The following is a 14,669-nucleotide window of genomic DNA, read 5'->3' as shown; positions in this document are numbered from 1 at the left end:
CCTGCGGGCATCGAAGCAACTCGGCCGGACGCTGTGGCGGAACTGGAGCGGGTACCACCGCCGGAGCAGGGTCGAGACGAAAATGAACTGCGTTAAGCTGCTCGGCCAGCGGCTGATGTCCCGGGATTTCGACCGCCAGGTGGCCGAGGTCCAGATCCGCGCGGCGGTCATGAACCGCTTCACGGCCCTCGGCATCCCGGTCACCGTAGCCATGGGATAAGTGTGTCCGGGGAAAGGGGAAATGCGGTCGTCAGCTGATTTGCGCAACAGCGCCCCTCCGATTGGCGGAGGTCTCCGGCCTGCCCGGCTGCTCGCCGCATCGCCAGGGTGACACTTCCGCTTTGCACGATCAGTGACACTTCCGCTTTGCGTTTGCACGGACCGAATCTGCTGTTGCTGCGCTGAAGTGCGACCGCCATTGGAAGCCAATGAGTTCTCCATTGGGAAGAGCTGGCTTGGGAACGGTCTGCAGAGAACTGCCGCTGCAAGAACGCGGCAAAACCGAACCTGGTGACCCGCGAGAATCCGCGCAGGGAGATGGCACGCGTCCCGACGCGGGATAAATCGACGGGTTTCCGGGAGATCAAACACAATTTCCGGATCGGTTGCAGCGCTGCCGAAGCAGCATGCCAACGACGGATCGCGTCCCGGGGCTTCGTGTGGCCGGGGGCCAGCGGGCTTTCCGGCGGGGTCGGGTTGCCGAGCCAACCTGAACACGGGGATGTCCCGGATGGCCGACCCCATTATGGACCTCCGCGCGCCTGGAGAAGAGCGCCGGCACCGGCCTCGTCCGCGGGATGACCGGCTTCGCGGCCAAGCTGCGCAGCACGAACCCGTTCGAGCGTCTCAACGGCGAGGTCAAGCGGGGCGTCGATATTGCCCGCGTTGGTCGGGAAATCTTTCCTCCGGAAAGATTTCTTATCCTCACAACTTCCCGACGAGGCCTCGATCCGGCGCCTCGTCGGCGCGATCTTGATGGCGCAGACCGGGGAGCGGACCGTTCGGCGCGCCAGGTACATGACGCAGGAAACGGTCGCCTTGGTCCGCGATGATTCCACCGTCAGTCGGCCTGCAGCGGAGGGCGGTTGACCAGCTCGGCCGGCCGGCCGTCGCGAGCCCCCATGAGCTACACCTCCACACAGGACATGATCGACCTCGTCCTGCCACTGCGGCACAGGGAAAGGCGTGAGAGCCGCGCACGCCGCAGCCCCGCCTTTGCCACGCTTCTTCTGTCGCGCGGACGTCAGGGCCGGCACAGAAGGCGGACCGTTTCAGGCGGCCAACCGCGCCAGCGCAGTTTCGAGGACGTGCCAGAGCGATCCCGCCTGGCTGCGCATGCCCAGCACGGCCAGCTCCGTTTCCGATCGACGCAGCAGGAAGACGCTCATGTGGTGCAGCCCGGTGCGCGCCGCGCAGCCCGGCGCGACCGAGGCGGGCGGCAGGTTGGCCAGCCGCTCCAGCAGCGCGCCGAGCCCCGGCCCCGCGATCTCGATGACGGCCCAGCTGTCGGTCTGGTCCGTGATCCGCGCGCCCGGCGCCTCCGCGGCCAGCTGCGCGGCGAAACCGGTCCCGGCCCGGTCCGTGCCTTCCAGCATCCATTGGCCCGGCCCGGTCCAGAACGCGCCGAGACCTTCCGGGCCGCGGACCAGTCCGCCGGGGCCCGGCAGGGCCAAACCGAAAGGCGCAACCGGGGGCGCCCCCTGCGGCAGTGCCAGGGAGGCAAGCGCCAGCCCGTCATCTTCGCGCAGCGACAGCCCGCCGATGCGCAGCTCCCGCGGCTCCGCGGCGCCGAGCGCCGTCATGGGGATCAGGTCAGTCACGCAGGCGTGCTCCTTCGGGGTCGATGAAATGCGGCGAGACCACGCGCAGGCGGATGCTCTGGCCCTCCAGCGGGTTGGCGGCGACGACCTCCTGCCCGAGGCGGCTGTCGCCGTCCTCGAGAAAGCCCAGCCCGATCATGTGGCCGAGATGGGGCGAGAAGCAGGCCGAAGTGACCCAGCCCTGGTCATGCGCCATGTCCAGCGGTGCGCCGGGGGCCAAGAGATGGCTGCCGGAGACCACCGGATCGGCCGCATCCACGGGCACCAATCCGACGAGGCGGCGGCTGTCCTCCGCCAGCCCGCCGCGGCGCGACATCACCGCGCCGATCGAGTCCTTCTTCGTGCTGACCATCCGGCCCAGCCCCAGCATGGCCGCCGTGGTCTGGCCGTTCAGTTCGTTGCCCGCGGCATGGCCCTTCTCGATCCTGAGCACGCCGAGCGCTTCGGTGCCGTAGGGCGTCACGCCCAGATCGGCGCCCGCCTCCATCAGCCGCGCCATCAGCGCATGGCCATAGCGGGCGGGGACGGCGATCTCGTAGGCCAGCTCGCCCGAGAACGAGATGCGGAAGAGCCGCGCGCCGAGCCCGCCGCAGACGGTGATCCCGCCGCAGGCCATGAAGGGGAAGGCCGCATCCGACAGGTCGGCCTTGTCCGCGATCCGCGACAGCAGCTCGCGCGAGCGGGGCCCGGCGACGGCGATCTGCGCCCAGGCATCGGTGGCGGAGATCAGCGAGACATCGAGTTCGGGCCAGAGGCACTGGCGCGCGAATTCCATCCGCTGGTAGACCGTCCCGGCATTCGCCGTCGTCGTGGTGACGAGGTAATGCGCCTCGCCCAGCCGCGCGCAGGTGCCGTCGTCATAGGCATGGCCGTCCTCGCGCAGCATCAGCCCGTAGCGGACCTTCCCGACCGGCAGCGTCGCCATCATGTTGCAGTAGATGCGGTTCAGGAACTCGCCCGCATCGGCGCCCTGCACGTCGATCTTGCCCAGCGTGGTCACGTCGCAGAGACCGACGGCCGAGCGCACGGCCCTGGCCTCGCGGTCGACGCTCTCGCGCCAGTGGGTTTCGCCGGGGCGCGGGAAATACTGCGCCCGCATCCACTGCCCGGCCTCGACGAAGACCGCGCCCTGCGCCTCGGCCCAATGGTGCGTCGGCGCCAGCCGGACAGGGCGGAAATCGCGCCCGGAATCGCCGCCGCCGAGCACGCCGAGGCTGACCGGCGTGTAGGGCGGGCGGAAGATCGTCGTGCCGGTCTCGGGAATCGCCTTGCCGGTCAGTTCGGCCATGACGGCGAGCGCGGTGACATTGGCGGTCTTGCCCTGGTCGGTGGCCATGCCGAGCGTGGTCCAGCGCTTCAGGTGCTCAACCGGGCGCATGTTTTCCTGATGTGCCAGGCGGATGTCCTTCACCGTCACGTCGTTCTGGAAATCGACCCAGGCGCGGCCCTTGCCCGGCACGTGCCAGCAGGCGGCCTGCCCCGCCGGTTCGTCCGCAGCCGCAGGCAGATCGACCGGCGCCGCGGCGAGGCCGAGATCGCCGAGCGCCCGCGCGGCCGCGCACAGGCCGCCGGCCAGCGCCTCGGCCGTGCTGCCCTGCCCGGCCGCGGCGCCTGCCGGGATCAGCCCCGCAGGACCGCCCGCGCCCGGCAGGAAGGCCAGGCGGGTTTCGTCCCAGACGGGCCGCCCGCGGTGATGCGAGGCGAGATGGACGTTCGGGTTCCACCCGCCGGAGACCCCGAGCAGCCCGCAGGTCATCCACTCCGCCCGGCCGTTGCGCGTCACTTCGATGGCGGTCAGCCCGCGGCGTCCCCTTGTGGCTGTGACCATCCCGCCGGAAAACGTGTCGTAGCCGCCGAAATTCGGCGCATCCGCGCGCGGGTCGATCACGCCGAGCACCGGCACGCCTTTCGCGGCGAGCTGCTGCGCCGTGCGGTGGCCGTCGTCATTTGCCGCGAAAATCGCCACCGGGTCCCCGGCCTGCCGCTGCCCGGTCACGCCCCAGCGGTTGGCATAGGCGCGGACCGCGCCGGCCAGCATGATGCCGGGCCGGTCGTTGCCGCGGAAGGGAATGTGCCGTTCGGTGGCGCCTGCCGCGAGGATCGCGCGCTTCGCGGTGATCCGCCACAGCGTCTGGCGCACCTTGCCGCCCGGATTTGCAAGGTGGTCCGAGACCCGCTCCACCGCGCCGAAGATGCCGTGATCGAAGGCGCCGTAGACGGTCGTTCGGGACATGATCCGGACATTCGGGAGCGATGCCAGCTCCGCGGCGGCGGAGGCCGCCCAGTCCGCGGCGGGCGCGCCGTCGAGCAGCCCGCCCTCGGCCAGCAGCCGTCCGCCGAGGACGAAATCCTCTTCGGCCAGCACGACCGAGGCCCCGGCCCGGCCGGCCGCCAGAGCCGCCGCCAGCCCCGCCGCGCCGCTGCCGATCACCAGCAGGTCGGGATGCAGGTAGCCGCGGTCATAGGCATCCGGATCGGGCAGGCCCGACAGGCTGCCCAGGCCGGCCGCGCGGCGGATCATCGGCTCGTAAAGCTTTTCCCAGAAGGCGGCGGGCCACATGAAGGTCTTGTAGTAGAAGCCCGCGGCGAAGAACGGTGCCAAGAGGTCGTTGACCGCCAGCCAGTCGCGCTCCAGAGACCCGGCATGGTTCTGGCTGCGGGCCTCCAGACCGTCGAACAGCTCGGTCACGGTGGCGCGGGCATTCGGCTCTGACCGCGCGCCGGAATGCAGCGTGACCAGCGCGTTCGGCTCCTCGCTGCCCGCCGAGTAGATGCCGCGCGGGCGGTGGTACTTGAAGCTGCGCCCGACCAGCTGCACGCCGTTCGCCAGCAGCGCAGAGGCCAGCGTGTCGCCCGCGAAGCCCTGCAGGCGGCGGCCGTTGAAGGAGAAGCCCAGCGGGCGGCTGCGGTCCGCCAGAGCGCCGTCGATGCGGGTCATGCGCCCCTCCGCGCCACGTCCGTGGCCAGTTCCGCGCCCAGGATCTCATGGGTGACGGTGTTGCGGGTGACGACGAGGAAGGACCGGTCGCCCTGTTCGTGGAACCACAGCTCGCGATGCACGCCTGCCGGGTTGCCGCGCAGGAAGACATAGTCGCAGAAGGCCGCTTCGCCGGCCGCGGGATCGGGCCGGTCCAGCAGCGCGGCATCGCCCAGATAGGTGAATTCCTGCGCGTCGCGCGGGCCGAGAAGCGGATGGGGGATCAGCATGGCTGGGATCTCAATGCAGGTTGGGCTGGGCGCCGGCGCCCTTTTCGTCGATGACATGGCCGCGGGCGAAGCGGTCGAGCCGGAAGGCGGCGGCGGTCCCGTGCGGCTTTCCGGTGGCCAGCAGATGGGCAAACGCGTAGCCCGAGGCCGGGGTCGCCTTGAACCCGCCGTAGCACCAGCCGGCATTCAGGCAGAGGCCCTCGACCGGCGTGTCGTCGATGATCGGCGAGCCGTCCATCGACATGTCCATGATCCCGCCCCACATCCGCAGCAGCTTGGCCCGGCCGATCATCGGCATCAGCGCCATGCCGCCCTCGGCGACGTCCTCGACCACCGGCAGGTTGCCGCGCTGCGCATAGGAGTTGTAGCCGTCGATGTCGCCGCCGAAGACCAGCCCGCCCTTGTCCGACTGGCTGACGTAGAAATGCCCCGCGCCGAAGGTGATCACGCCGGGCAGCACCGGCTTCAGCCCCTCGGAGACGAAGGCCTGCAGCACGTGGCTCTCGATCGGCAGGCGCATGCCGGCCAGCGCCATGACGCGCGAGGAGGAGCCCGCCACCGCGACGCCGACCTTCCGGCGCGCGCCGATATAGCCGCGCGAGGTTTCGACGCCCAGCACGCGGCCGTTCCGGATGCGGAAGCCGGTGACCTCGCAGTTCTGGATCAGGTCGACGCCGCGCCGGTCGGCGCCGCGGGCATAGCCCCAGGCCACCCCGTCATGGCGCGCCGTGCCCGCGCGTTCCTGCATCAGCCCGCCCTTGATCGGGAAGCGGGCATTGTCGAAGTTGAGATAGGGCGCCATCCCGCGCAGCTCGTCCTGCGACAGCAGCCGCCCGCCCGCCCCGGACAGGTGCATGGCATTGCCCCGGCGCCGGTAGGCGTCGCGCTGGCCGTCGGAATGGTAGAGGTTGATGATCGTCCGCTGAGAAACCATCGCGTTGAAATTGAATTCCTGCTCCAGCCCCTCCCAGAGCTTCATCGAGAATTCGTAGAAGGGCTGGTTGCCCGGCAGCAGGTAGTTCGAGCGGATGATCGTGGTGTTGCGGCCGATATTGCCCGAGCCGAGCCAGCCCTTTTCCAGCACCGCGACGCGGGTCTCGCCGAAGGCATTGGCCAGGTAGTAGGCCGTGGCCAGCCCGTGCCCGCCGCCGCCGACCACGATGAAGTCGTAGTCCGGCTGCGGATCCGGATCGCGCCAGAGCGGTCCCCAGCCGCGATGGCCGGTCAGGGCCTCCCTGATCACCCGCATACCCGAAAAACGCATGGCTCGCTCCGTTGTCCTGCTGCTGGTATAGCCCGCGCGGGATCCGGGCTTCTTCCGGATTCGGGACATAAGTTTCTCGGGAAGGGACATGGCATGCGGGCAGAGCGGATGGGCTTCCTGCTGGCGGACGGCTTCGCCCTGATGTCGACCTCGGCGGCGATGGAGCCGCTGCGCGCCGCCAATCTCTTCGCGCCCGAACCGCTCTACGACATCCGCGCGCTGTCGCTGCAGGGCAGCCAGGCGGTGTCGTCCCTCGGCGCCGCCTTCCCGTCGGAGCCCTTTGCCGCGGCGGGCACGGATTTCGCCATGGTCTTCGTGGTTGCCGGCGGCGATCCCTTCCGGCTGCGCGACCCGGCGCTCTTTGCCTGGCTCCGGGCGCTCGACCGGGCAGGCGTGCCGCTGGGCGGCATCTCGGGCGGCGCGGCCGTGCTGGCGCAGGCGGGGCTTCTGGACCGGCACCGCTTCACCCTGCACTGGCACCATCTGGAGGAGATGCGCGCGCGCTTCCCGGACCTGCTGGCCGAGCGGCGGCTCTACGTGATCGACCGGGACCGCTTCACCTGCGCCGGCGGCACCGCGCCGCTCGACATGATGCATGCGCTGATGGCCGGGCGGCACGGCACGGCCTTCGCCCAGCGGATCGCCGACTGGTTCATCCAGACCGAGATCCGCAGCGCCGAGGCGCCGCAGCAGGCCAGCATCGCCGCGCGCTACGGCGTCCGCTCGCCGGTGGTGGAAACCGCGCTGGCGCTGATGGAAAGCCATGTCGCCGATCCGCTGGATCTGGCGCAGCTGGCGGCGCTGACCGGACTTTCGCCGCGCCAGCTGCAGCGCAAGTTCCGGGATGCGCTGGGGGTGGCCGCGATGGATTGCTACCGGCGGATCCGGCTGGAGACTGCGCGTGACCTGGCACGGGGCACGCGGCTGCAGATGGCCGAGATCGCGGAAATCACCGGGTTTTCCAGCCAGTCGGCGCTGTCCGGGGCCTACCGGCGGCAATTCGGCGAGCCGCCCACCGCCACGCGGCAGGGGCAGCGCGCGGACCCTGCCGCGTGGGCCTGACCACGCGACGGGCCGCGCCGCCGAAGCGGCGCGGCCCCTGCCCGCACCGAGGCAGGCGCCGGCGGATGCGGGTCAGAACGTCAGGCCATCCTCGCCGGCCACCGGCAGCGGCTGGCCGAAGACCATCTGTTCGCGGGCGAAATCCGCGCTCTGCCAGTCGAGATCGAGCACCGCGGCGCCGCTGCGCTCGAAATAGCGCAGCTCGATCTCGTGCACGCCCTCCTCCAGCGCCAGCTCCGCGGTGTTGGTCCGCGCCGAATGCACCCCGTCATTGAGGATCGCCTGCTCGCCGTCGATGTAGAGTGCGGAACCGTCATCGCTGGTCAGGAAGAAGGTGTAGCTGCCCGCGGCCTCCACCTCGAACGCACCGCTGTAGCGCGCGCCGAAGCTGTCTGCCGGTCCGCCCGCGAAGAACGCGCCGCTGCCCGCCTTGTCGATCGCCGAGACGGTCTCGGCGAAGATCGGATCGGCCCCGAAATCCACCGCGGCCAGCGACCCGGCATTCGACGGCGCCTCGAAATACTCCGCCTTCAGCCCGGAGGCGAAGACGAAGTCGTCCTGCGACAGCGCCGCACCGCCGAATTCCATCTGTTCGCGGCCGAATTCCGCGCCTTCCCAGTCGAGGTCCAGATAGGCGCCCTTCTCGCGCTCGAAATAGCGGATCTCGATGTCATGCTGACCGGCCGCAAGTTCGACCGCGGCGGATTGCTCGATCTTGCGGTGCGGCCCGTCATTGCCGATCACCTGCTGTCCGTCGATGAACAGCGCCGAGCCGTCGTCGCTGGTCAGGTAGAAGGTGTAGCTGCCATCGGCATCCACTTCGAACGCCCCGGCGATCCGCGCGCCGACATAGTCGCTGCGCCCGCCCTCGTAGAGCGCGCCGTTGCCCGGATCCTTGAAGACCTCCGAAAGGCTTTCGGCGAAGATCGGATCGGCATCGAAATCAACTTGCGAGACCGAGGAAATTCCGCCCGGCGCCGCGAAATACTCGGCGCGCAGCCCGCCGCCGATGCCCGCCAGCGTGATCGTGCCAGCCCCGGCATCGATGACCGTGCTGCCGCTCGCCGCGTCGACGGAGATGGCCAGGTCGCCGATCCCCGTCACGCCGGAAATCCCGGTCAGGTCGATGCGGTCGCGGCCCAGCTCGAAATTCGCGATGACATCCTCCCCGGAGGACAGCGGAACATCGAGCGCGGCCCGCGTGCCGTCGTCCAGCACTGCCACGTCCGAGGCGAAGACGAAGATATCCGCGCCCTCGCCGCCCGCCAGCGTGTCGTTGCCCGCGCCGCCCTCCAGCCGGTCGAGGCCAGCCCCGCCGGACAGCTGGTCGTCTCCCGCCCCGCCTTCCAGCCGGTCGTGGCCGTCGCCGCCGTCGAGCCGGTCATCGCCGCTGTCGCCGAAGAGGCTGTCGCGCCCGTCCCCGCCGGAAAGGTCGTCCTTCCCTGTGCCGCCGGCCAGGAAGTCGTCCCCGCTGCCGCCGTCCAGCGTGTCGTTGCCGGTGCCTCCGAAGAGCATGTCATCCGCCTCGGCGCCGAAGAGCTTGTCCGCGCCGTCCGCGCCGTCGAGCGTGTCATCGCCGCCGAAGCCTTCGATGTAGTCCGCGCCGCCGGTGCCGCCGATGACGTTCTCCGCGCCGTCGCCGCGGAAGACGTTGCGGATTTCCGACAGCAGCGCCGTCTTGATCCCGTCCTCCTCGCGGATGGTCATCGCGATCCGCCCGTCCTCCAGCAGGACCGCATCCAGCAGCCCCGCGAAGCTGCCGAATTCGTCCGTGAAACCGCCGTCCAGCACGAACTGCCCGCCGACCTTGGCTCCGGCGGCGTCGAAGCGCTCGCCCTCGATCCGGCCCTGCTTGAGGTCGGACCACAGGAACAGGAAGCCGCCATCGGCGAGGGCGACGGCCTTGGGATCGACATTCTCGTCGGGACTGCCCGTGTCGCCCACGCTCGTGGTGCCTTTCACGACCTGCCCGGCGGCATCGAAGATGGTGAAGAACGTGTCGAAATCTCCGTTGTTGCCGAAGGCCGCGACGACGAAATTGCCGTTGGCCAGGGCAGTGACATCACCTCCGGCGATACGGTTGTCGTTCGCGCCGTAGCTGGTTTCGCGGACGAGCGTCCCCGATGCATCCTCGATGCGGAAATGGATGCGCTGCGGCCCTGACGCGCCCGAAATTCCGACCAGCGCGGTGACCGTGCTGCCATCTGCCAGCGTCGCGGCCTTGACGTCCTCGTTGGTGTCGATGCCGCTGTCGCGCAGCAGCTCCTCGGCGGCAAAGCCGCTGCGGGTGAGCTGCGAGTATTCAGCCAGCGTCTTGCCGGTGATCCGTCCGGTCTCGTCCTTCTGGCGGTAGATCACCTGCATCGACAGATCCTGCAGCGAGGTCCCCTGGATGGCGATGTCCTGGATGTCGCCGGTCGGCTCGAAGGCCATGGGCAGGTAATCTGTGACCTCCGGCCCCTCGGCGCCGAAGTCGATGACGGAAAGCTCCGCATGCTTGTCCGAGGAATTCCACGAGCCCGAGGCAACCGCCAGCCGCCCGTCCTCCAGCATCACCGCGTCGAGAATCGGGAAGAAGACGAAGGTGTTCGGCAGGTCGGCCGGCTCGCCGAGCGGGATGCCATCCGCGTCGAAGGCGTGGATCTCGATCACCGCGCGGGCGCCGCCATCCGGGCGGGTCATCACCAGAACATGGCCGCCGCCGGGCAGCGCGAAGCTGCCATGGACCAGCCTGTCGCCGGTCTCCGTGCCGGGAACTTCCTGCTTTTCAAGGAATTCCGGAAGGAAGTCGGCGATCGCGCGTGCGTCCTCCTCCGCGAGGGCCCCCTTCAGCGCCCCGATCTGCCGGGCGTCGAGGGCATGTGCCGCCATCGCCAGTTTCGCCGGAACTGCGCCCGCCGCGAAGGCGCCGCCGTCGGAGAGCGGGCGCAGGACGGTGCCGTCCCCGGCGTCGGCGAAGGGCTCGTAGATGCGGATCTGCTCGATGTCGGCGCCGATCTCGGCCGCGCCAAGCACCGTCATCTCTCCGCCGGCTTCGGCATAGTGGACGGCCATGCGCAGGCCATCCGCTTCGACGAAGGCGAACTGGCTGACTGCGCTTTCCCCGCCGAGAGTGACCACGGATTTCTGCAGTTCCAGCACGTCGGTGCCGGCGCCGCCCGAGACGATCTGGTAGCCGCCGTTCAGCACGAATGTGTCATCGCCGACCCCGCCCGAAAGCAGGTTCAGCCCGTCGCCGCCCTCGAGGCTGTCATCGCCTGCGCCGCCGAAGAGGCTGTCGTCGTTCGCGCCGCCCAGCAGCGTGTCGTTCCCGGCGAAGCCCAGCACCAGGTCGTCTCCGTCGACGCCATAGAGCAGGTTGGCCCGCCCGTCCCCGGCCAGTTGGTCATCCAGCACCGTGCCGGCCGCGCTCTCGATATCCGCGATATCCGCAACCTGCTGCCCGGCATGGCGCAGCACCGCGCGGCCCGCCGCAAGGTTCACCGTGGCGCCCAGATAGGGCTCGGCCGCGTTGAAGGAGACCATGTCGCCGGCATTGCCCTCGGCCGGGTTGTCCGCGCCGCCGTCCAGCGTGTCGCGGTCGCCCTGCAGCGTGCCGAGCGTGACGCCCAGCTCCAGCACGTCATTGCCGCCGCCGCCCAGCACCAGGTCGTTTCCCTCGCCGCCCGAAAGCAGGTCGTTGCCGCGGCCGCCGCCGAGCGTGTCGTCGCCGGACCCGCCTGCCAGCGTGTCCGAGCCGCGCCCGCCCGACAGGCTGTCATCGCCGCCCGCCCCTGCGATCAGGTTGGCGCCGTCATCGCCCGACAGCGTGTCGCCCTGCGCGGAGCCGAGCAGGTTCTCGATGCCGAATTCGCCCGACCATGCGCCGGAAACGCTGCCGAGCCGCTTGCCGAGCGTTGCCTCGGCGATCAGGTGGCTGAGGTCGCCCCGCTCTTTCAGCACGCCGACCGAGAAGGCCCCGGCCGCGTCCGAGGCGGAACCCGCCGCGAGATCGGCGGTGATGCCGCTGGAGGCGGCGGAGAAGTCGATCATGTCGGTGCCATCGCCGCCTGCGACCAGGATCTGGCCGCTGGAGGCGCCGATCCGGAAGACGTCGTCGCCCGTGCCGCCGTCCAGCCCGTCGCGCCCGGTCGCGTCCTCGCCCTCGACCGCGCGGTCCGAGCGGCCGTTGGCATCGAGGATGTCGTCGCCCTCGCCGCCGACGAGGAGGGTCGTTCCGAGGGTGGAGAGCGTCAGGATGTCGTTGCCCGCGCCGCCGAGCGCGAAGGCCGAGAAGGGAATGCGCCCGACGGTGAAGGCCTTGTCCAGCACGCGGTTCAGCGACAGGTCGATCACGTCGTCGCCGCCATTTGCAAAGACCTCGCGGATGTCGGTTTCCCCGCGCAGGCGGTCGGCTTCGTCCGAGAGCAGGAAGACCTCGAACCCGTCCGCCGCGACGGCCGTGGCCGGCAGCGCCTGCGTCTCCTCCGCCTCTGCCGCCGCGATGGCCCGGGCCCTGCCCGACAGGACGTCCCCGCTGCCCTTCAGGTCGAGCGAGATCGCGGTGCCGTCGGTGCGGAACATGTCCTTGCCGCCGCCGCCGGAGACCGCGACCGCCGCATCTTCCATAGCCCCGCCGGGCGCATCGAGGAAAAAGCGGTCCTCGCCGTCGCCAAGCTCGATGTCGGCCTTCATGTCCATCGCCGCGCGCACCGTGTCGTTGCCGCTGCCCATGCCGAGCGCCAGCCCGTCATCGTCGCCGCCCTGAAAGAGCGCGAGGTCCCGGCCCCCGGCCATCTCGACGCGGTCGAGCTCGTCTCCGGCGATCACCGTGTCGTTCCCGGAGCCGCCGAACTCCACTTCCTCCACGTTGACGATGACATTCGCGCCGGGCGTCCCGCCGGTCATGTCGATCAGGATGTCGCGTGCCTCGCCCGTCAGGTCCAGCAGGTCGGACCCGAAGCCGCCGTCGATCTCGTCGCCCGCGTCCAGTCCGAAGACCGTATCGTCGCCGTCGCCTCCGAGGATCAGGTCGTCCCCCTCGCCGCCCGTCAGCTCGTCGGTGCCTGCGCCGCCGTTGAGCGTGTCGTCGCCCGCGCCGCCCGCGATCTGGTCGTTGCCGGTGCTGCCCGCCAGCGCATTCGCCTGGCTGTTGCCGGTCAGCGTGTCATTGCCGCCGCCGCCGATCGCGTCCTCGAAATTCAGGTACTGGCCGGTCGCGACGCCGTAGGCGATCCCCTCCGGCGCCGCGACCACCAGGCTTTCGCCCTCCGCGCTGCCGGGGCTCATCGGCTGGATGTTGACATAGGCGCCCGCCGCGGCAACCAGTCCCGACTGTCCCTCCGGGATCTCCCCGCCGGACGGCTCGTCGAGGGCAATCTCCAGGTCGACCTTCACGCCGACCGCCGAGAGCGCGTCGCGCCCCTCGCCGCCATCGACCAGCACCTCTGTGCCCGAGATCGCCACCACGTCGTCGCCATGGCCCGCCTCGACCGTGTCCGCGCCGCCGCCGGTCACGACGAAATCGTTGCCGCCGCCGGTGCGGATATGGTTGTCGCCGCCGCTGCCGAAGACGATGTCCGCCTTGGCGGTCATCTCCCGGTCGTAGTCCGCCCCGGCCAGGCCCTCCGCCGCCGCCACGCCCTGCGGCGCCGCATCGCTCACGTCCGCCGCAGTGAAATCTTCGTCGCCTTCCAGCGGCTCGATCTCGAAGGCCGCCCCCTCGGTGATGCCGATGTCCTCGAAGAAGAAATGCTCGACTCCGCGGAAGCTGCTGATGCCTTCGTACTCTTGCCCCGAGTCCGGGTTCAGGTGGATCACGGTGATCTTCGGCACGCCGCCGGACATCTCGGCCGACAGCCGGAACTGGGTGATGCGGCTGGCATAGACGGCATAGTCCTCGCCCTCGCCGCCGGTCACGGTGTTGTCGCCGCCTGCCATCATGAAGACGTCGCTGCCGCCCTTCCCGTTCATCTCGTTGCCGATCAGGTTGTCGACGAAGACATCGTCGCCTGCGCTGCCGTCGAAGACATTGTCGTTGCGCCCCAGAAGGCTGCCGATCAGCCCGGTGTCGAGTCCCAGTGCCTCGACGGTGTCCGCGATCGCGCTTGGCCGGGAATCCGCGATGATGATGTCGCCGGCGAAGCCGCTTGCCGGGTTGTCGGCATCGACCAGCCCGGTGATGTCCGAGGCGCGCTGCACCGGCGAGAGCGCATCCTCGATGAAGGCGGCCGAATTGGTCACGCCCTCGCGCGCCTCCTGCTTCAGTTCCTCCTTCATCGCCTCCAGCGTGTCGGCGACGTTCTGCGCGTCCTCGAGGAAATTCTCCGCCCCGTCGATCTGCGGCACCAGCTTGGCCAGTTCCTTGGAGACCGGATCGAAGATCTTGTTGATGCCCGTCGCCTTCATGATCGGGTCGAGCACCGGCTTGACCACCATGCGGAAGACGAAGCCCGAAGCGTTCAGCAGCGGCTCGATGGGCTTCACGGCGAAGGACACGATCTCCATCGGCACGGCGAGGAAGCCGAGCTTGGAGGTCACGGCCTCAACGGTGTCGGCGGCATTGCCGATCACCTCCACGGTCTGTTCGAAGGCGCCGACGGCCGTGCCGCCCGGAACGAACAGATCCGCGCCGGGAATGGCGTTGGCGTCCTCGATCAGCGCGTCGAGGCTGTCGCCGCCCTGCTCGAAGGCCCCGGCGAAGGTCTCCAGCTGCCGCAGCGCGCCTTCGAGCCGCGCGGGCAGGAAGGGGACGCCGATGGCGTCCTCGTCGGAGGCGGTGATCTCGAACCGGTCGGTGCGCAGCGTGTCGAGCCCGTCATTCAGCCGGTCGACGGTGTCCTTCAGGTTCAGGCTCTGCTCCAGATAGCCCTCGCCCACCGGCTCCACCACTTCCTCGATCAGCGCGATCGCCTTGTCGATGGCCGCCTGGATCTTGTCCGCGGTCTCGTCGAAGCGGTCGAGCTGCTTCTCGAAGCGCTTGGCGGCATCCTCGATCTCCTCCAGCGCCTCGCCGATCACCCGCGTCGCGACCTTGAAGACGCTGCCCAGGATGCCGCCGAGCTTGCCGACCACCTGGAGCGCGTCGCCGACCCCGTCCGCGATCTTCTGCAGGTCCTCGGCGTTTTCCTTCATTTCCGATACCTGGCCGAGCAGGTCGCTCGCGCCCTGCAGCAGCGCCTTGGTATCGGCCACGTCATCCAGGTAGCCGCGCAGGCCCTTCACGCTGCTGCCGTTGCCGTCGATGAAAAGCGCCAGACCGCCCGAAACCGCGTTCAGGTCGATGCCGGAGAGAGGGGTGCCATGTGCCATTTTCCGAACCCTTGCCGTGAGCGCGG

6 protein-coding genes and 2 pseudogenes are annotated in these 14,669 nt (G+C 69.7%); 3 read left to right on the top strand and 5 right to left on the bottom strand.

Annotated features, from left to right (window positions below; translation table 11 throughout):
* Together HCC78_RS15995 and HCC78_RS33760 are read left to right on the top strand one after the other, a co-directional pair.
* A pseudogene (locus HCC78_RS15995) lies at positions 1–220 on the top strand (IS5/IS1182 family transposase); the annotation flags it as partial.
* A 595-nt stretch (positions 221–815) separates the two neighbouring features.
* Positions 816–1,089: pseudogene (locus HCC78_RS33760) on the top strand (hypothetical protein); the annotation flags it as partial.
* A 182-nt stretch (positions 1,090–1,271) separates the two neighbouring features.
* On the opposite strand, the gene HCC78_RS15990 reads toward HCC78_RS33760, so the two are convergent.
* From HCC78_RS15990 to HCC78_RS15975, 4 genes are read right to left on the bottom strand one after another with little or no spacing between them, the layout of a single operon-like run.
* Complete coding sequence (locus HCC78_RS15990) at positions 1,272–1,820, bottom strand: sarcosine oxidase subunit gamma (RefSeq protein ID WP_172329796.1); 549 nt, start codon at positions 1,818–1,820, stop codon at positions 1,272–1,274.
* Positions 1,813–4,758 (bottom strand): sarcosine oxidase subunit alpha family protein, encoded by a 2,946-nt coding sequence (locus HCC78_RS15985; protein ID WP_172329795.1) that lies wholly within the window; start codon positions 4,756–4,758, stop codon positions 1,813–1,815. Before HCC78_RS15985 ends, HCC78_RS15990 begins: the two co-directional genes overlap by 8 nt.
* Complete coding sequence (locus HCC78_RS15980) at positions 4,755–5,027, bottom strand: sarcosine oxidase subunit delta (protein WP_172329794.1); 273 nt, start codon at positions 5,025–5,027, stop codon at positions 4,755–4,757. The genes HCC78_RS15985 and HCC78_RS15980 overlap by 4 nt, the downstream gene beginning before the upstream one ends.
* 10 nt (positions 5,028–5,037) lie before the next feature.
* Positions 5,038–6,291 carry a sarcosine oxidase subunit beta family protein gene (locus HCC78_RS15975; RefSeq protein ID WP_172329793.1) on the bottom strand — a complete coding sequence of 418 codons (1,254 nt, stop codon included), beginning with the start codon at positions 6,289–6,291 and terminating at the stop codon, positions 5,038–5,040.
* Between the two features lie 93 nt (positions 6,292–6,384).
* Between HCC78_RS15975 and HCC78_RS15970 the strand changes: the two genes are divergently transcribed.
* Complete coding sequence (locus HCC78_RS15970) at positions 6,385–7,353, top strand: GlxA family transcriptional regulator (RefSeq protein WP_172329792.1); 969 nt, start codon at positions 6,385–6,387, stop codon at positions 7,351–7,353.
* 72 nt (positions 7,354–7,425) lie between these two features.
* On the opposite strand, the gene HCC78_RS33755 is transcribed toward HCC78_RS15970, so the two are convergent.
* Positions 7,426–14,643, bottom strand: a complete 7,218-nt coding sequence (locus tag HCC78_RS33755) for a PA14 domain-containing protein (RefSeq protein ID WP_172329791.1) — start codon at positions 14,641–14,643, stop codon at positions 7,426–7,428.
* Between the last annotated feature and the right edge of the window lie 26 nt (positions 14,644–14,669).

It is taken from the genome of Mangrovicoccus sp. HB161399, assembly GCF_013184745.1.
Lineage (GTDB): Bacteria > Pseudomonadota > Alphaproteobacteria > Rhodobacterales > Rhodobacteraceae > Mangrovicoccus.
This window is presented reverse-complemented; position numbering and strand designations above follow the sequence as displayed.